The sequence below is a fragment of the Jejuibacter sp. L23 genome (assembly GCF_050815825.1).
Lineage (GTDB): Bacteria > Pseudomonadota > Gammaproteobacteria > Enterobacterales > Enterobacteriaceae > Jejubacter > Jejubacter calystegiae.
The window spans coordinates 2,311,892-2,331,722 of record NZ_CP138199.1 but is presented as its reverse complement, the minus strand read 5'-3'; the positions used below and the strand labels follow the sequence as shown (position 1 = coordinate 2,331,722).

Annotated in this window: 4 protein-coding genes; all 4 read right to left on the bottom strand. The window is 58.0% G+C overall.

Features of this window, described 5'->3' with window-relative positions; translation table 11 throughout:
* Nucleotides 1-37: 37 nt before the first annotated feature.
* The 4 genes from SCU88_RS10715 to SCU88_RS10700 are packed head-to-tail and all read right to left on the bottom strand — an operon-like array spanning nt 38 to nt 19,819.
* Nucleotides 38-1,309, bottom strand: coding sequence for an HlyD family type I secretion periplasmic adaptor subunit (locus tag SCU88_RS10715; protein WP_138097267.1), 1,272 nt, complete (start codon nt 1,307-1,309; stop codon nt 38-40).
* Nucleotides 1,302-3,566: a type I secretion system permease/ATPase gene (locus tag SCU88_RS10710; RefSeq protein WP_175341369.1), complete on the bottom strand. Its 2,265-nt coding sequence runs from the start codon at nt 3,564-3,566 to the stop codon at nt 1,302-1,304. The genes SCU88_RS10715 and SCU88_RS10710 overlap by 8 nt, the downstream gene beginning before the upstream one ends.
* A 24-nt stretch (nt 3,567-3,590) precedes the next feature.
* Nucleotides 3,591-5,120: a TolC family protein gene (locus SCU88_RS10705; protein ID WP_175341368.1), complete on the bottom strand. Its 1,530-nt coding sequence runs from the start codon at nt 5,118-5,120 to the stop codon at nt 3,591-3,593.
* Entirely contained in the window at nt 5,120-19,819 is a 14,700-nt protein-coding gene (locus SCU88_RS10700) for an Ig-like domain-containing protein (RefSeq protein ID WP_431810130.1), read from the bottom strand. Before SCU88_RS10700 ends, SCU88_RS10705 begins: the two co-directional genes overlap by 1 nt.
* Nucleotides 19,820-19,831 lie beyond the last annotated feature (12 nt).

The following is a 19,831-nucleotide window of genomic DNA, read 5'->3' as shown; positions in this document are numbered from 1 at the left end:
CGCCTGGCGTGGCCTCTGCCACACCAGGCATTTCCCGTTATTTTTCCCGGAAAGCCTCCTGTACCCGCAGTAAGGGTCGTAGCATATAGCTCAGCAGACTTTTTTCTCCGGTACGGATATCCACGGTGGCGGTCATTCCAGGTATCACGTGTAGTTTACGGCTTCCCGCCTTGGTTAAAGTGTTGCTTTCAGTTCGGACCATAACGCGATAATAGGTATCATCGGCACCTGAGCCACCTTTCTTCTGTACCCGACTCTCTTCATCTTTCAATGCACCCGGACTGATATTCTCAACCCGCCCTTTCAGCCCACCATATATGGAATAGTCATAGGCCGAAATTTTCACTACCGCTTCCTGGCCCGGAGCCAGAAACGCCACGTCCTGAGGCCTGATTTTGGTCTCCACCAATAGCTTGTCGTTCAGCGGCGTTACTTCCATAATTTCCGCTCCCGGCTGAATGACGCCACCGATAGTGTTGATCCGAATATTATTCACCACGCCGCGCACCGAAGAGCGCAACTCGGTACGCTCCAGGGTATCCTGGCGTCCCAGAGCTGTCTCCTCAAGGCTACTTAGTTCGACGTTCACTTTCGACAACTCATCATTTGCTTCGCTGCGGTAGCGGTTTTTACGTTCGGTGATTTGTAGTTCAGCATCATTCGCCTGGCGTTCGAGTTTTAACACCTCGGTATTGGAAAGCAGCGATTTCGCCGCCAACTGGCGGGCCATCTTCAGCTCTTTTTCAATCAGCGATTCGCTTTTCACGTAACCGGCAATGGATTCATCCAGCGCCTGTTTACGCAAATTCCAGGCGTCGGTTTCCCGCTGTACCAGCTCCGGAACGGCCTTAACATTATCCGGAAAAACAAGCGCAGTACCGGATGATTCGGCCAGCAGACGAGCGGCCTGGGCTTCCAGAGCCAGCATACGGTTAGCACTTTCCCGAAATGACGCTTCGGCACGGGTCGGATCGATCCGGGCAACGATTTGTCCCTTCTCAACCGTATCCCCTTCCCGGACCAGCATCTCTTGCAGAATTCCGCCTTCAAGACTTTGCAACACCTGTTCCCGGGAACTGGGTACAATCTGGGCCGAGCCGGTGGTAACCTCTTCAATATGACAAAAGGCGGACCAGGTAATAACGGCCGCAATCAACGCCACCGCCCCCCAGGTAATAAATAACCACCCTTCCCAGCGATCGTTTCCGGCCGCCCTGACAAGCTCGCTGGCGGTAATATGGTCAAAATCGTACTTCGCATCGGTACGGGCGATCTCCGTGGTTGGCGTGCGGCGCTTTTTATTAAACATCCTGTCGCTCCTCTTCCATCTGTATCACTGACTGCGGTTTTGCCGCCGCACGCACCACGGAGGCCGCAGGTATCTGGCCCGTGTTCAGTAAGCGTATAATCTCATCTTTCGGGCCGTCGGCCACTTTCAGTCCGTCATCCATCACCACGATACGATCGACATAATGGAGAATAGCCGGACGGTGCGTGACGATAACAACGGTGCGCCCTTCCATCACCGGTTTCAGTGCCTGGAGCACCGTACGTTCGGATCCCATATCCATTCCGGAGGTTGGTTCATCCAGCAGCAGCACATCCGGCTGCGCCAACAGGGCTCGCGCCAGAGCTATAGCCTGCTTCTGTCCGCCGGACAGGGTCTCCCCTTTTTCACCTATCGGCATGCCGTACCCCATGGGATGACGAGCGACGATATCGCTGACGCCGGTCAGCGACGCAACGCGCATCATTTCGGCGTCACTGGCATGAGGCGCCCCCATCAGCAGGTTATCACGCAGGGTGCCAAACATCAGGCGCGGCTCCTGGTTCACAAGAGCGATACGCGAACGTAGCTCCGCAGGCGCTATCTGCCGGATATCCACACCGCTGACGCAAATTTCACCCTGCTCCGGCTGATATAGCCCCACCAACAGACGCAGCAGCGACGATTTCCCGCTTCCCATTTTCCCCAGAATTGCCACCCGCTCCCCGTGCCGCAAGCGTAGATCGAGATGTTCGATAACGGCGGGCAGTCCCGGCTGGTAGTTAAAGCTCAGATTACGGCATTCGATTTCACTCTGACTGCCCTGAGGCAGTTGGACGTAAACCTTATCATCTTCCCGTTCGGTCGGCGTCTGCATCAGTTTATTCAGGATAGTCAGCGAGGTACGGGCCTGCTGAATACGTAACCCCAACGCAGCCAGGGTGGCGATGGGTGTAACGGCGCGACCCATCAGGGTCATTGTCGCAATAATACCGCCCATCGAAATCGTGCCGTCTCCGACCAGATAAACGCCCCATAGCAGCAGTATCACCGTGCCGAACTGCTGAGTGGTCTGGATGGCGCCGGCTCCCATACTGGACAGAAAGCGCGATTTCATCGCCACGCCGGAAAGCTTAACGCTGGCAATATCATGCTTGGCGGAAACCAGGTTTTCAGCCCGTAATGCCTTAATCGTTTCCAGATTATCCAGCGTTTCAATGACCAGACCGTAGCGGTTGCTGCCGATTTTCATCGACTCTTCTGCATGGCGTTTAAGCGGGATCTGCATCAATAGCACCATGGCAACAATGACCAGTAAAATCATCAGCACGCACCAGACCAAAGGCCCGGCCACCAGGTGAATCACCACCAGAAATAACAACACAAAGGGCAGATCGGCCACGGTAGTGAGCGCCGCGGAAGTCGAAAGATCGCGCACCGTTTCAAAGCTCTGCATCACATTGCCAAAAGCACCGTTCGACTGCGCCCGGTTTGCCATTTTACCTTCCAGTACATGGCGGAAAATTCTGGCGCCGAGCAACAGATCGATCTTTTTACCGGCGCGATCGGTGATCCAGGAGCGAGCCAGACGCGCGCCAAATTCGAATAACAGCGCAATGGCAACGCCAATAGCCATGGTCCAGAGCGTGACGTAAGTCTGATTAGGCAGTACCCGGTTATAAACGGTCATCGTAAAGATCGACATGGCCAGCACCAGAATATTGATCACCACCGACAGTGCAGCCGCCTCGACGATATAGCGCTTGAATCCCCACAGCGTGTGCCAGAACCAGTGCCTACCGCTAACTTTAACCAGATCGTCGGCACGGTGATCCATATGTGACTGGGGACGAATCAGTAATAGTTCACCGCCATATTCCTGTACCAGCTTGTCGGTTTCAATTTCAACCGGTCGATCGCTGACTTCCGGGATAATCACGCTACACTTGCTGGCATCATAGTGTGTTAATACCGCATAGCCACTTTCCAGGCGGATCACGGCGGGCAGCAGAAAAGATCGGATATCAGCCAGAGGCATTTTTTGCCATACGGCAACCATGCCGCGGCGCTGTACGGCCAGGATCGCCCACTGTCTTTGCTCCTCAAAGGATTCAGGACAACGGGGCATGCCCGATACCAGTTCGGTTAAAGTCAGGCGTACGTCGAACAAACGTAACGCACTCTGAATAGCCTGAGCCGGACCTCCCCCTCGGGAGGCCTTTACGCCAGGGATTTCGTCATTGGCTGCTGGCGCAATATTGCTATCCGTCACTTCTGCCTGAGTTTCTAAAATTGTCATTACATTGTCCCTAATCTGTTCTCACTATGGCCATTTACCCAGACCATCATGGCCTGTAATCTGGTGGCGGGTTACCGCAGTGGCATCACCCGTGCTTGCTGTCGTCAGCGAGCCGTACATCATTTCTGAACGACCCGGTTCGCTCTTTACCGTCGGCAAGGACGACGACGGTAGCGATCGCACATTTTTCGCCAGATCGGTTAACTTCCCGAGCGAAGCCACAATCTGCCACTGAGTGGCCACATACTGCACCCGCTGCTCTTCATAGCTGGCCAGGCTTGAGTAGTAATCCGTGGCGAAGGAGATCAGATCGGTCAGGGGACGCTGTCCGGAAAAAAACTGGGTTTCTCCCGCTTTCCAGGTTTGTAGCGCTGAAGCAGATTGCCGGGACAGCGCTGCAATCTGCCGTTCACGCAGCGGCAGCGAGACCCAAAGCTGTCCGAGCTGCTGTTTCAGCGTCAGAAGCGTGGCATCCATATTTTGTTCAGCTGAAGACAGGCGCTGGACGGCACCTTTGGCCGTGGCCATTCCCGATCCGCCATCCCACAGACTCATATCGCTGCTCACCTGCAGCGTAGCAGCCTTAAACGGTTCCAACTCGCCATGCGTACGCGGACTGTCGAGCGTCACCTGCACACTCCAGGTCGGGCGATTCCACTTGGAGGCCACCTGAACCGCAGATGTCGCCGCGTCGCGCTGATAACGAGCCGCCACATAGGAGGGATTATCCGCCAACGCCTTCTGGGCGACGTTAAGCGTGGCGGGCAGCAGGCCCGCCTTTTTCAAATCCGGCAGATCGTTGGTCAGCGTAACGGGCTGATTCACCAACAGCACAAGCTGTTGCCAGGCCTGCTGGAGCGCTATATTGCTAGATTCCCGACTGGCGATAACCGAACTTAACCGGGTGGCGACCTGGTTAACTTCCGAAGCACGCCCTGGATCTATACTGGCAATATTCTTTACCCTGTTTAGCAGTTCCTGAAGCGCCTCCACCTCCTGATCCAGCACATTTATCACCCGAACATAGGTCACTGCCGTGGTGTATAAGGATAGTGCCTGCTGATTCAGCGTTTCGCGCTGCACATTGATTTGCGCGCGCTGCATTTGATACTCCGCCTCTTTCCCCTTAACGGAATCATCAGTGCGGCCATGGTCGTATAAAACCTTGCTGACCTTAACATGTGGAGAAATAAAGTTGTTTTCATAGCCCGGCTGTCCAGAATATCCTGTAGAGCTTACTCCAGCGCTAAGTTGAAAATTATTTGGCGCTTTCGCAACATCGACATCAAACAAAGCCGCACCGGCACTATTCTGTGCGGAAAGTACGGCTGGATGATTTGCTGTCATACGAATAACATCAAGAAACTCGGTCGCATTCGCTTGCATGCAGTGGGTTAATGCAACCAATGAAATAACGATCTTCGGCAGAGAACAGGCCGAACGATTTAAGCGAATTAACCGTTTCATAAATTCCTTGTCACTTAAGTCCTTCAGGCCATCAATAGCCTGAAATATCCCGGATAAGCGGTGGCCGAAGCCACCGCCGCTTCCCATTAAAGAACATTCATGCCGTGCTGAATCATCAGTTTCACCGTAGAGTCATCGTTATGGACATAAACATCGTAAGTGACGCCATCCTCGGTCTGAGACGAAGAATTAGTCCATTCTGACTTATCTATATTGACGGTATCCTTAGCTCCATTTGAATTAGAATTACCATCATCGCCGGTAATATACAGCGTATGCGACTGGTCACCATTATCCCGGGTCATTTCAAGGATATCGCTAGCGCTAATTACCAGCGTTTGTGCTGAGTTGTTTCCCATATGGATAACTTCAATGGCACTAATTTTTGAAGAAACAGAGCCCAACTCCAGGTTATTACCTGAATCCCATACCAGTGTGTCGTGACCTTCCCCTCCGCTAATGCCGGTGAAATTTGTACTATTGATAAAGATGGTGTCATTGCCCTCTTTCGCATCGACGGAAATCGCGCCACGCGCATCCAGCGAATCATTCCCCTCTGTACCATTGACGTAATACTGCGCAGGCTGATACTCAATGCTCGTCACCCCTTCTCCGTCATCGGGCAGCCCCAGGGTTTCCCCCAAATCGACGATACGTCCCTTAATGCCCGAACCACTGCCATCGCCTACGCCTTCATCGGTCCAGGTGACATACAGCTGCCCGCCTTCCATAAAGGTGGCATTAACGTCAACCTGCTCCCCATAGGTCAACTGGTTGATTTCGAACTCCTGTCCGACTTTATTACCATCGGCATCGAAGTACTGAGCGTAGATACCATCGGTCCCCACACCGGCATCCGCATCACTGGCCGAAACAAAAACGGCCACGAAACTGCCGTCGGCACGACTGACCACCTGGGCCAGTTGCTGATCGCCGGCAGTCACGGTATTGATCAGGAACTCACTGGTGATGGCATTACCACTTGCACCATAGATACGCCCCCACACGCCATAACCATTCTGATCCGGACCACTATTGTCAGAGGAGTCCCAGGTAACCACATAGTTACCGTTATCCAGCGCACTGACGCTAGCCGAAGCCTGGTCGCCGCTGAGCGTCTGGTTAACGACAGAGGCGCCGCTCACCGTATGAGTGACCGTATCGTAAGAGACCACGCTCACGTCATAGCCCGTTCCATGTATGGCATAGGCAATCGCCACATCACCGTTATCCAACTGCGTTACCGAAGGATAGGAGCTCCAGGCCACGCTATTTCCAAGCAGGCCCGTCGTTAGCCCCGTTGAAGCGATAGCCATCTCGCCGGTCACCGGGGATCCCTCAGCATTGTACTGGCGGGCATAGATGGTGTATTCGCTATTCACCACCGCCTCCCAGACCACCATATAACCGCCATCCGCCAGCGCGGTCACCTCAGGATTGGCCTGGCCCGTAGCACCGACTCCGGAACTGATGTTGTACTCAGCACCGACCGCCGTTAAACCATTCACATTCCCGTCGTGATCATAGGTGTAGGTATACTGCTGGGCCTTGATATAGTTGACGTTGCCTGAAGCCGGACTGGTCCAGATAACTTCGATATTGCCGTTTGCCAACACGACCGGCGTTAACTGATTGCCGCTGGTCGTGGAATTGACCGTAAACTCACCGCCGATCGGCTGCCCCTGAGCATCCAGCATCTGACCTTTAATACTGGTACCGGAACCGTCACCGCTGGCAGATACCCACACTTCAAACAGCCCCCCGGTTGGCAGGGCTACCACAGTCGGGTTAGTCTGATCGCCGGAGGTCGTCGTGTTCACCGTAAACTCGGAATACCAGGCTGCATCCGGATTAACCACAATCCCTTCCACGCCCATACCGCTGCCGTCCACGTTATCCGACTGCCAGGTGACATAGACGCTGCCATCCGCCATCAGCGTGGCGTCCAGAATATGCGTCACGTCACTGGAGTCGCCGCCGGTCCCCTGATTGCCCGCCGTGGTGGTGTTGACGATAAATTCACGTCCCACTTTGTTATCGCTGGCATCATAACGCTGCGCGTAGATTGCCGAGCCATCGCCATCACCACCGTCTGAGCCCCAGATAATCAGATAGCCGCCATCTTCCAGCGCCACGCCGACCGGTTTGTACTGCTTGCCGTCACTGTAGGTGTTGACGATAAAGTCGCCGCTGCCCTGTACCGTGACCGCCCCCGTGCTGGCATCTACCGTATAGTGAACCGCACGGACGTCTGAACCGTTGGCGCCGGAATCATTGGTATCCCAGTACACCACGAAGCTACCATCGGCCAGGGTAATAACATCGGGATAGTTCTGGTAGGCATCCATGGTGGTGTTCACCTGGAAAGCGTTACCCAGCGCCTTGCCCTCAGCATCAAAAATCTGGCCGACAACCCCGGTGTAGCTACTGTCCGACGGGCCCGACGTGGCGTTCCAGACGGTGATATACATTCCGCTGTGCGCTTCATCGGTAAATGTCGCCATTTCCGGGCCACCGGAGGCCCCCATACCACTGCCGCTGGCAACCACCACCTCGTCGCTGGTCGGCGCGTCATCGGCGTCATAACTCCGCTGCACGATATTCTGATTCTGGTCCTGCCAGGTGATAATGTAGCCGCCATCCTCCAGCGCGATGGCTCCCGGTGAGTTCTGGTTGCCGCTGGTGGTCACATTGACCAGGAACTCATCCGTCGCCGCTTCGCCGTTCGCACCATAGCGACGCGCGATTACGCCATCGCCGCTGTCCAGACCGCCGTTATAGGACTCATACACCACCAGGAAGCCGCCATCGGCCAGCGCCACTACCTGCGGGCTGTCCTGGTTATTTGCGGTTCGCTGGTTTACCTGCTGCTCAGTACCGATCTTATGCACGCCATCGGCTTCATACAGCTGCATATAAACATCGGTTTGCGCCCCCAGTCCGCCAATCGTGCCACCCGATGTGCTCTGCCAGATCACCACAATACGGCCATCGGCCAACCGGGTGGTGGTGGGGTTTGCCTGATCGCTTTCGGTAGTGGTATTCACCTGCATGCTCTGATCCAGCAGATCATAACCATCCAGCGCAGTACCTTTGATTAGAATTGGCGAACTCTCATTACCACTCTTATCCGCCGCAGTAATATAGCCCTGCTCCCCGACAGACAGTGGGTTAGGCTCCATACTCCACACCCCGCTACTGTCTGCAACAGCGGTATACGTCTTACCGTCAGCATCCGTTACCGTGACAGTAGCGCCAGGCTCTGTCTGGCCCCCCAGTTTGTCTCCGGTATTGGTTGAAATCCCTACGTTGGGCGGCAGAGTATCACTGTCCGTAGTGGCTGCAGGTTGATAGTCGATGATTGTCGGATCGTCATTCCCTGCAGTTTCCTGCTCCAGACCGAGCGTTTCCACCAGATCGACGACCCGCCCCTTAATCGCAGAACCATCGCCATCGCCAACCCCCTCATCGGTCCAGGTCACATACAGCTGACCGCCCTCCAGGAAGGAGGCATCCACTTCCACCTGGTCGCCCCAGCTCAGTTGGTTGATCTGCATTTGCTGACCGACTTTATGACCACTCGCATCAAAATACTGGGCGTAAATACCATAAGTGTCGGCCCCTGGAGCGCTATCAGTACCGGAAACGAACACCACAACAAAGCTACCGTCGGCGCGACTGACTACGATAGGAAGATGTTGATCGCCCGAAGTGGCGGTATTGATGATGAACTCGTCAGTAACAGCCTGACCGCTCGCATCATAGATGCGCCCCCATACGCTATAACCCGTCTGATCCGGACCGTTGTTATTGTCTGAGTCCCATGTCACAACATAGTTGCCGTTACCCAGCGCGGTAATCACGGGTGAAGCCTGGTTGCTGGCCGTCGTCTGGTTTACCACGCCCAGGGAACTGGTGGTATGGGTTTCCGGGTTATACAGTAACGTGGTGATATCGTAGCCATCACCTTTGGTCGTATAAGCGATAGCCACGGTGCCATCCGCCAGTGTTGTCACCGACGGTAGCGGGTTCCAGTCGCCCGTTCCCAACAGCCATGGACCATCCAACGTCGTGGTAGCCAGCACCGTCTGCGCCGTTACCGGTGAACCGTTTTCATCGTACTGGCGACCATAGACGACCCAGACACCATTAACCGTTGCCTGCCAGACCACCATATAGCCACCATCATTCAGGGTCGCGATCTCCGGGTAACCTTGATTGCTGGCGTCAGTACCATTGTTAATGTTGTACTCAGTTCCCGAGGTCACCACCCCTGAGATATTGCCACTGGAATCATAGGCATAAGAAAATTTCTGCCCTTTGATATAAGTGCCGCTGCTCCAGACCACCTCAAAATCGCCATTCGCCAGCACGGTCACCTGAGGCGTTAACTGATCGCCGCTGGTCGTGGAATTGACCGTAAACTCACCGCCGATCGGCTGCCCCTGAGCATCCAGCATCTGACCCCTGATGCAGGTTCCCGAACCATCACCGCTGGTGGATTCCCAGACTACGATAGAGCCCCCACCGGGTAACGCGGAAACGGAAGAGAGAGTCTGGTCACCAGTGATGGCGGTATTTACGGTGGATTCAGAGTAGTAGGACGAATCAGGATCAATCACAATCCCTTCCACACCCATACCGCTACCGTCCACGTTATCCGACTGCCAGGTGACATAGACGCTGCCATCCGCCATCAGCGTGGCGTCCAGAATATGCGTCACGTCACTGGAGTCGCCGCCGGTCCCCTGATTGCCCGCCGTGGTGGTGTTGACGATAAATTCACGTCCCACTTTGTTATCGCTGGCATCATAACGCTGCGCGTAGATTGCCGAGCCATCGCCATCACCACCGTCTGAGCCCCAGATAATCAGATAGCCGCCATCTTCCAGCGCCACGCCGACCGGTTTGTACTGCTTGCCGTCACTGTAGGTGTTGACGATAAAGTCGCCGCTGCCCTGTACCGTGACCGCCCCCGTGCTGGCATCTACCGTATAGTGAACCGCACGGACGTCTGAACCGTTGGCGCCGGAATCATTGGTATCCCAGTACACCACGAAGCTACCATCGGCCAGGGTAATAACATCGGGATAGTTCTGGTAGGCATCCATGGTGGTGTTCACCTGGAAAGCGTTACCCAGCGCCTTGCCCTCAGCATCAAAAATCTGGCCGACAACCCCGGTGTAGCTACTGTCCGACGGGCCCGACGTGGCGTTCCAGACGGTGATATACATTCCGCTGTGCGCTTCATCGGTAAATGTCGCCATTTCCGGGCCACCGGAGGCCCCCATACCACTGCCGCTGGCAACCACCACCTCGTCGCTGGTCGGCGCGTCATCGGCGTCATAACTCCGCTGCACGATATTCTGATTCTGGTCCTGCCAGGTGATAATGTAGCCGCCATCCTCCAGCGCGATGGCTCCCGGTGAGTTCTGGTTGCCGCTGGTGGTCACATTGACCAGGAACTCATCCGTCGCCGCTTCGCCGTTCGCACCATAGCGACGCGCGATTACGCCATCGCCGCTGTCCAGACCGCCGTTATAGGACTCATACACCACCAGGAAGCCGCCATCGGCCAGCGCCACTACCTGCGGGCTGTCCTGGTTATTTGCGGTTCGCTGGTTTACCTGCTGCTCAGTACCGATCTTATGCACGCCATCGGCTTCATACAGCTGCATATAAACATCGGTTTGCGCTCCCAGTCCGCCAATCGTGCCAGCCGATGTGCTCTGCCAGATCACCACAATACGGCCATCGGCCAATCGGGTGGTGGTGGGGTTTGCCTGATCGTTTTCGGTGGTCGAGTTAACCTGCACACTTTCATTCATCAGGTCATAACTACCAAGCGCGGCTCCCTGGAAAGCGACTGGATCGCCCTGGTTACCGGTCGGATCGATGGCGTAAATTGTCCCGGACTCCCCTGCTGCAATGGGGTTAGGCACAAGAATCCAACTGCCGTTTTGATCGGCGGTTGTAGTGTATTTCGTTCCCGCAGCATCAATCACCGTAATAATGGCGCCAGGTTCCGATGATCCCGATAAAGATTCAGCCGCATTGCCTGAAATACCCACGTTTGGCCCGGTAACATCCAGAATAAAGTCCCAGGTTGAGCTCACCTCACTAACGTTACCTGCGGCATCTGTCGCCGTAGCGGTGATGCTGTGAGTGCCCTCCGTCAGGTCAGCGTCCGGAGTGAATTTCCATTTACCGTCTGAATCGGCCACCATACTGCCCAGGAAAGTCCCGCTATCGTAAAGAGTGACGATGGCGCCAGCTTCCGCCGTGCCGGTCAGGGTCGGAGTCAGATCGTCAGTAACGTTGCCCTGCACCGGGGAAACAAACTGAATGCTTCCTACATCATCGCCCAGACTGGTGATAACCGGTGCGGCAGGCGCCGTGGTGTCTACCGTCAGGGTGATGGTATCCCGGGCGGTATTGCCCGCAGCATTAGTGATTTCCGCCGTCCAACTGTGCTCTCCGTCAGCGACCTCATCCAGTTGGAACGTCCACAGGCCATCCGCATTCGCTATCGCGGTTCCCAGCACCGTACCCTCTGCATCCTTCACCGTTACAGTTGCTCCGGCGCTGGTTATACCCTGTAATTCAGGTGTACTGTCGTCGGTCAACCCGCCATCCAGTACCGCATCCGTAATGCTACCCACGTTATCATTGGCCTGATCGATAGTGATGGCAACACTGCTGCTATCGATAGTGAATTCCACTGGTTCAGCACGGGTTTCATTACCTGCCGTATCGGTAATTTTAGTCTGATAGCTGTGCGCACCATCAGCCAGCTCAGGTAATGCCAGCGTCCAGTTTCCGTCGCTGTTGACCACTACGCTGCCTGCCGGGGTACTACTACCGTCCAGATACACGCTAACGGTGGCTCCCACTTCGCCGGTACCACTCAGGGTAAGCAGGCGATCGTCCGTTACGCCGCCAGCCGTCACCGGCTCCTGTAGATCGCCCCGATCGTCATTCAGTACGGCAATAACCGCATCCGGCGCGACAGTATCCAGCACCACCGGGAAACGCTCGCTTTCCACAGAAGAGACACCAGCCGCGTTCACCACCGTAGCGCTCAGATCATAGTTGCCATCAGCCCCCAGTTCGTCGGTGGTGATATTCCAGCGACCATCGTTATCCGCCGTTCCTTCACCCACCTGAACCCGATTGCCGTCGCTGTCCGTAGCCCAAATCGTCACAATCATTCCTGCTGTTGCGCTACCTTTCAGGGTCAGTGTCGCATCATTGGTCGCCATCCCCTTCTGAAGGTTACCCGTATCAGCCTCTTCACCCTGGGTGTGATCGTCCATCACCGCGTCAATCAACGGCTGATCCGGCACGCTGGTCAGCAAGCTAAAGTTCCAGCTTTCATCATCGGTCCCGGAGAGCTGCGGCCCCTCATTGCCGGAGGCGTCCACCGCCGAGACGGTGAACTCGTGGCGCCCTTCCGCCAGATCGCTGTCCGGGGTAAAGCGCCAGTGGCCGTCGCCGTCCACCGCCGCGCTGCCGAGCAGCGTGCCGCCGTCGTAGATATTCACATGGTCAATATCCGCCGTGGCCTGGCCGCTGTAGGTCGGACGGGTATCGTTGGTCGCACTACCGTCGGTAATGAGGCCGGTCACCGGCTCCCTGTCGTCGGTCAGGGTGATACTGCCCGCCACAATGCCGGAGGTACTGTTATCCGGCGCCGTGGCGTCGAGGGTGAAGCTCCAGCCCGCGTCATCGGTCCCGGAGAGCTGCGGCCCCTCATTGCCGGAGGCGTCCACCGCTGAGACGGTGAAATCGTGGCGCCCTTCCGCCAGATCGCTGTCCGGGGTAAAGCGCCAGTGGCCGTCGCCGTCCACCGCCGCGCTGCCGAGCAGCGTGCCGCCGTCGTAGATATTCACGTGGTCAATATCCGCCGTGGCCTGCCCGCTGTAGGTCGGGCGGGTATCGTTGGTCGCACTGCCGTCGGTAATGAGGCCGGTCACCGGCTCCCTGTCGTCAGTCAGGGTGATGGAGCCCGCCACAATGCCGGAGGTACTGTTATCCGGCGCCGTGGCGTCAAGGGTGAAGCTCCAGCCCGCGTCATCCGTCCCGGAGAGCTGCGGCCCCTCATTGCCGGAGGCGTCCACCGCCGAGACGGTGAACTCGTGGCGCCCTTCCGCCAGATCGCTGTCCGGGGTAAAGCGCCAGTGGCCGTCGCCGTCCACCGCCGCGCTGCCGAGCAGCGTGCCGCCGTCGTAGATATTCACGTGGTCAATATCCGCCGTGGCCTGACCGCTGTAGGTCGGGCGGGTATCGTTGGTCGCACTGCCGTCGGTGATCTCCCCGGTCACCGGCTCCCTGTCGTCGGTCAGGGTGATACTGCCCGCCACAATGCCGGAGGTACTGTTATCCGGCGCCGTGGCGTCGAGGGTGAAGCTCCAGCCCGCGTCATCGGTCCCGGAGAGCTGCGGCCCCTCATTGCCGGAGGCGTCCACCGCCGAGACGGTGAACTCGTGGCGCCCTTCCGCCAGATCGCTGTCCGGGGTAAAGCGCCAGTGGCCGTCGCCGTCCACCGCCGCGCTGCCGAGCAGCGTGCCGCCGTCGTAGATATTCACGTGGTCAATATCCGCCGTGGCCTGGCCGCTGTAGGTCGGGCGGGTATCGTTGGTCGCACTGCCGTCGGTAATGAGGCCGGTCACCGGCTCCCTGTCGTCAGTCAGGGTGATACTGCCCGCCACAATGCCGGAGGTTTTGTTATCCGGAGGTGTAGTATCCGCCGGACCATCAACCATGGTGGAATTGCTGTTTCCTGCCTGGTCGGTAGCCACTACGCTGGCACTGCTGTCACCCGTCTCCAGCGGATTGGGCTGAATGCTCCAGTTCCCGTTCTCATCCGCCGTTACCGATGTTTCGCTACCATCGGACGGATCGGTGATCGTTACCGTCGCCCCAGGCTCCGCAGTACCGCTAATTTCCTCTGTGGTATTGGTTGTGATAACCGGAGCGCTGGTTACGGTATCCAGCGTAAAGTCCCATACCGGGCTATGAGCGCTATCATTACCGGCTTCGTCGGTACTGGTGGCCGTAATATGATGCTCGCCATCCACCAGATTCGTCGTCGGTGTATAGCTCCAGTTACCGTCTTTATCGGCAGTCACTGAACCCAAAACCGTGTCGCCGTCATAGATCGTAACGGTGCTACCAGTTTCTGCCGTACCGGCAAACGTCGGTGCCGGGTCGTCCGTCACCTTGCCCGGAGAGGTGATAATATCCTGAAGTGTACCCACATCGTCGGTCATCGTGATAATGGTCGGCGCGGCGGGCGCCGTGGTGTCTACCGTCAGGGTAATGCCAGCCTGAGCCGTATTGCCCGCATGATTGATCACTTCCGCCGTCCAGCTGTGCTCGCCGTCCGTCACCCTATCCAGCTGATATTTCCACAAACCATTCGCATCCGCTATGGCAGTGCCCAGGACCTTGCCATCCACATCTTTCACCGTCACGCTAGCTCCGGCAATTGTCGTTCCCTGCAATTCAGGCGTACTGTCGTCAGTCAGCCCGCCATTCAGCACCGCATCCGTAATGCTACCTACGTTATCATTGGCCTGATCGATAGTGATGGCAACACTGCTGCTATCTACGGTGAAGTTCACCGCTTCACTGCGGGTTTCATTACCCGCCGTATCGGTAACTTTGGTCTGATAGCTATGCGCGCCATCCTCTAGCGCGGGCAGCGCCAGTATCCAGCTTCCGTCGCTATTGACCACCACGCTGCCTGCTGAGGTGCTGTCACCATCCAGATATACACTGACGGTGGCCCCTGCCTCGCCAGTGCCACTCAAGGTCGGAGAACGATCGTCCGTTACCCCGCCGGCCACTACCGGATCCTGAATGTCCCCCTGATCGTCGTTGAGTACGGCAATAGCCGCATCCGGCGCGACAGTATCCAGCACCACCGGGAAGACGCCGGTTTCTGCCGAAGAGATACCCGAGGCATTCACCGCCGTGGCGCTCAGGCTATAGCGACCATCGGCCCCCAGTTCGTCGGTAGTGATACTCCAGCGGCCATTCTCATCGGCAGTTCCTTCACCTACCTGAACCCGATTGCCGTCGCTATCCGTAGCCCAGATCTTCACGATCATGCCCTCAGCTGCACTCCCGTTAAGCGTCAGCGTGGCATCGTTTGTTGCCTGACCCTTCTGAAGCGTGCCCGTATCGACCTCATCACCCTGAGTCCGATCGTCTATCACGCTTTCAATAGACGGCTGGGCTGGCGCGCTGGTCAACAAATTGAAATCCCAACCATCATCATCGGTACCCGAAACCTTCGGCCCTTCGTTACCGGCAGCATCCACCGCTGAAACAGTCAGTGTGTGATTGCCGCTGGCCAGCGCCATCTCTGGCGTAAAGCTCCAGGCTCCGGTGATCTGATCTACAGTCGTACTGCCGAGCAGCGTGCTGCCGTCGTAGATATTCACGTGGTCGATACCGCCCGCCAGACCATCAGAGGTAATCTTACCCGCATAGGTTGGCTGGGTATCATCAGTGGTGCCGCCATCGGCAATCGGACCAGTGAGAGGCTTCACATCATCGTTCAGGGTGATACTGCCCGTTTCAAAGGCATCCGCGCCAGGAGCAGTAGTATCAAGGGTGAAGCTCCAGCCCGCGTCATCCGTCCCGGAGAGCTGCGGCCCCTCATTGCCGGAGGCGTCCACCGCCGAGACGGTGAACTCGTGGCGCCCTTCCGCCAGATCGCTGTCCGGGGTAAAGCGCCAGTGGCCGTCGCCGTCCACTGCCGCGCTGCCGAGCAGCGTGCCGCCGTCGTAGATATTCACGTGGTCGATATCCGCCGTGGCCTGCCCGCTGTAGGTCGGACGGGTATCGTTGGTCGCACTGCCGTCGGTAATGAGGCCGGTCACCGGCTCCCTGTCGTCGGTCAGGGTGATACTGCCCGCCACAATGCCGGAGGTACTGTTATCCGGCGCCGTGGCGTCGAGGGTGAAGCTCCAGCCCGCGTCATCGGTCCCGGAGAGCTGCGGCCCCTCATTGCCGGAGGCGTCCACCGCCGAGACGGTGAACTCGTGGCGCCCTTCCGCCAGATCGCTGTCCGGGGTAAAGCGCCAGTGGCCGTCGCCGTCCACCGCCGCGCTGCCGAGCAGCGTGCCGCCGTCGTAGATATTCACGTGGTCAATATCCGCCGTGGCCTGGCCGCTGTAGGTCGGGCGGGTATCGTTGGTCGCACTGCCGTCGGTGATCTCCCCGGTCACCGGCTCCCTGTCGTCGGTCAGGGTGATACTGCCCGCCACAATGCCGGAGGTACTGTTATCCGGCGCCGTGGCGTCGAGGGTGAAGCTCCAGCCCGCGTCATCCGTCCCGGAGAGCTGCGGCCCCTCATTGCCGGAGGCGTCCACCGCCGAGACGGTGAACTCGTGGCGCCCTTCCGCCAGATCGCTGTCCGGGGTAAAGCGCCAGTGGCCGTCGCCGTCCACCGCCGCGCTGCCGAGCAGCGCGCCGCCGTCGTAGATATTCACATGGTCAATATCCGCCGTGGCCTGCCCGCTGTAGGTCGGACGGGTATCGTTGGTCGCACTGCCGTCGGTGATCTCCCCGGTCACCGGCTCCCTGTCGTCGGTCAGGGTGATACTGCCCGCCACAATGCCGGAGGTACTGTTATCCGGCGCCGTGGCGTCGAGGGTGAAGCTCCAGCCCGCGTCATCCGTCCCGGAGAGCTGCGGCCCCTCATTGCCGGAGGCGTCCACCGCCGAGACGGTGAACTCGTGGCGGCCTTCCGCCAGATCGCTGTCCGGGGTAAAGCGCCAGTGGCCGTCGCCGTCCACCGCCACGCTGCCGAGCAGCGTGCCGCCGTCGTAGATATTCACGTGGTCGATATCCGCCGTGGCCTGGCCGCTGTAGGTCGGGCGGGTATCGTTGGTCGCACTGCCGTCGGTAATGAGGCCGGTCACCGGCTCCCTGTCGTCAGTCAGGGTGATACTGCCCGCCACAATGCCGGAGGTACTGTTATCCGGCGCCGTGGCGTCGAGGGTGAAGCTCCAGCCCGCGTCATCGGTCCCGGAGAGCTGCGGCCCCTCATTGCCGGAGGCGTCCACCGCCGAGACGGTGAACTCGTGGCGGCCTTCCGCCAGATCGCTGTCCGGGGTAAAGCGCCAGTGGCCGTCGCCGTCCACCGCCGCGCTGCCGAGCAGCGTGCCGCCGTCGTAGATATTCACATGGTCGATATCCGCCGTGGCCTGGCCGCTGTAGGTCGGGCGGGTATCGTTGGTCGCACTGCCGTCGGTGATCTCCCCGGTCACCGGCTCCCTGTCGTCGGTCAGGGTGATGGAGCCCGCCACAATGCCGGAGGTACTGTTATCCGGCGCCGTGGCGTCGAGGGTGAAGCTCCAGCCCGCGTCATCGGTCCCGGAGAGCTGCGGCCCCTCATTGCCGGAGGCGTCCACCGCCGAGACGGTGAACTCGTGGCGGCCTTCCGCCAGATCGCTGTCCGGGGTAAAGCGCCAGTGGCCGTCGCCGTCCACTGCCGCGCTGCCGAGCAGCGTGCCGCCGTCGTAGATATTCACGTGGTCGATATCCGCCGTGGCCTGCCCGCTGTAGGTCGGACGGGTATCGTTGGTCGCACTGCCGTCGGTAATGAGGCCGGTCACCGGCTCCCTGTCGTCGGTCAGGGTGATACTGCCCGCCACAATGCCGGAGGTACTGTTATCCGGCGCCGTGGCGTCGAGGGTGAAGCTCCAGCCCGCGTCATCGGTCCCGGAGAGCTGCGGCCCCTCATTGCCGGAGGCGTCCACCGCCGAGACGGTGAACTCGTGGCGCCCTTCCGCCAGATCGCTGTCCGGGGTAAAGCGCCAGTGGCCGTCGCCGTCCACCGCCGCGCTGCCGAGCAGCGTGCCGCCGTCGTAGATATTCACGTGGTCGATATCCGCCGTGGCCTGGCCGCTGTAGGTCGGGCGGGTATCGTTGGTCGCACTGCCGTCGGTGATCTCCCCGGTCACCGGCTCCCTGTCGTCGGTCAGGGTGATACTGCCCGCCACAATGCCGGAGGTACTGTTATCCGGCGCCGTGGCGTCAAGGGTGAAGCTCCAGCCCGCGTCATCGGTCCCGGAGAGCTGCGGCCCCTCATTGCCGGAGGCGTCCACCGCCGAGACGGTGAACTCGTGGCGCCCTTCCGCCAGATCGCTGTCCGGGGTAAAGCGCCAGTGGCCGTCGCCGTCCACCGCCGCGCTGCCGAGCAGCGTGCCGCCGTCGTAGATATTCACATGGTCAATATCCGCCGTGGCCTGCCCGCTGTAGGTCGGACGGGTATCGTTGGTCGCACTGCCGTCGGTGATCTCCCCGGTCACCGGCTCCCTGTCGTCGGTCAGGGTGATGGAGCCCGCCACAATGCCAGAAGAACTGCTATCTGGCGGCAAACTATCGATCGTAAAACTCCATCCAGCATCGCTGGTACCACTTATACGTGGGCCTTCATTACCAGCGCGGTCAACGGCCGCCGCGGTATACTCATGAGTAGAACCCTCTGCCAGACTGGTTTTCGACGTGAAGCTCCAGTTTCCATCGCTATCCACGACCGCGCTGCCAACCAGTTTACCGTTATCGTAAATATTGACGTGATCGATATCCGCCGTGGCCTTACCAGAGTAAGTCGGGCGAGTATCATTCGTTACCCCGCCATCAGCAATCGTTCCTATGATCGGAGCAACATCATCGTTTAGCCCCAGGGAGTCCGCGACCAGGCCAGAAGTGATATTGTCCGGTAAAGTGACATCAGGGCGTTCAATCACCAAAGGAGGAGAAACATTGCCTGCCGGGTCTTGCGCAACCACCGTAACATTGCTGTCCCCCTCACTTATCGGATTCGGCTGAATACTCCAGTTACCCTTATCATCGGCGACGGTCGTTGTGGCTTCCCCTGTCGCTGGGTCCGTCACCGTAATGGTGGAACCCGGCTCAGCGGTGCCCGCCAGTTGGTCATCGTCATTGGCATTGATGATCGGCACCTCAGGCGCGGTGTTATCATGGTAGTTTCCAGAAGCGGAGCCACTATTACCCTCAGAATCCGTAACAGTCACGATAATGGTACCGTTCGGCTGAGAATTCGGTGACTCTATCGCCCAGTTACCGTTTTCATCGGTAGTTGTGGTAACGCGGCTCCCGTCCGGTAGAGTAATTTCTACTGTCGCATTAGGACTGGAAGAAGAGCCGGAAAACTCCGGTCGCCCGTCCTTGTCGGCGTCACTGGCAGGATGAATGGCGATCGTGATTTCACGGGCTTCATCGCTATGGCCGTGCCCATGACTATTTGATGCAATCGCAGCGCCGGCCATGCCAAGAGCACCGCCGCCAAAGATAATCCAGGGCAGCCAGGCAAAATGCTGATTATCCGCCGCCGGATCTGCCAGAGAAGAACCTTCACCGCCCAGAACCTGTTCACTGGAACTGCCATCAGCCAGAGCCGGGGGATAATCTGCCACATCCCCCGTTGTTGGAATAAATTCGTAATACTGGCCATTTTCAGCTTCACCGATCAAATGGATATCTTCATTCTGGTAATAATCTTCAAGAATGACATCAGAGCCATTTTCGTCATCGCCTTCAAATACCAGTACCAGATTATCGCCGACACGCTTGGTCATGATCACCTGCGGAGCATGCCCTGTCTGCTCATCGATAAGCTCAATATTGAAATGACCATGCTGAGGCACTTTAATGACCAGTGCTGCATTCTTACCTGTCACGACGTCGTGAGAAGCGATAATCCCCTGGGGTCCCCGAACATTTACTTTCACCATAGCATCCATATTTTTTCCCTT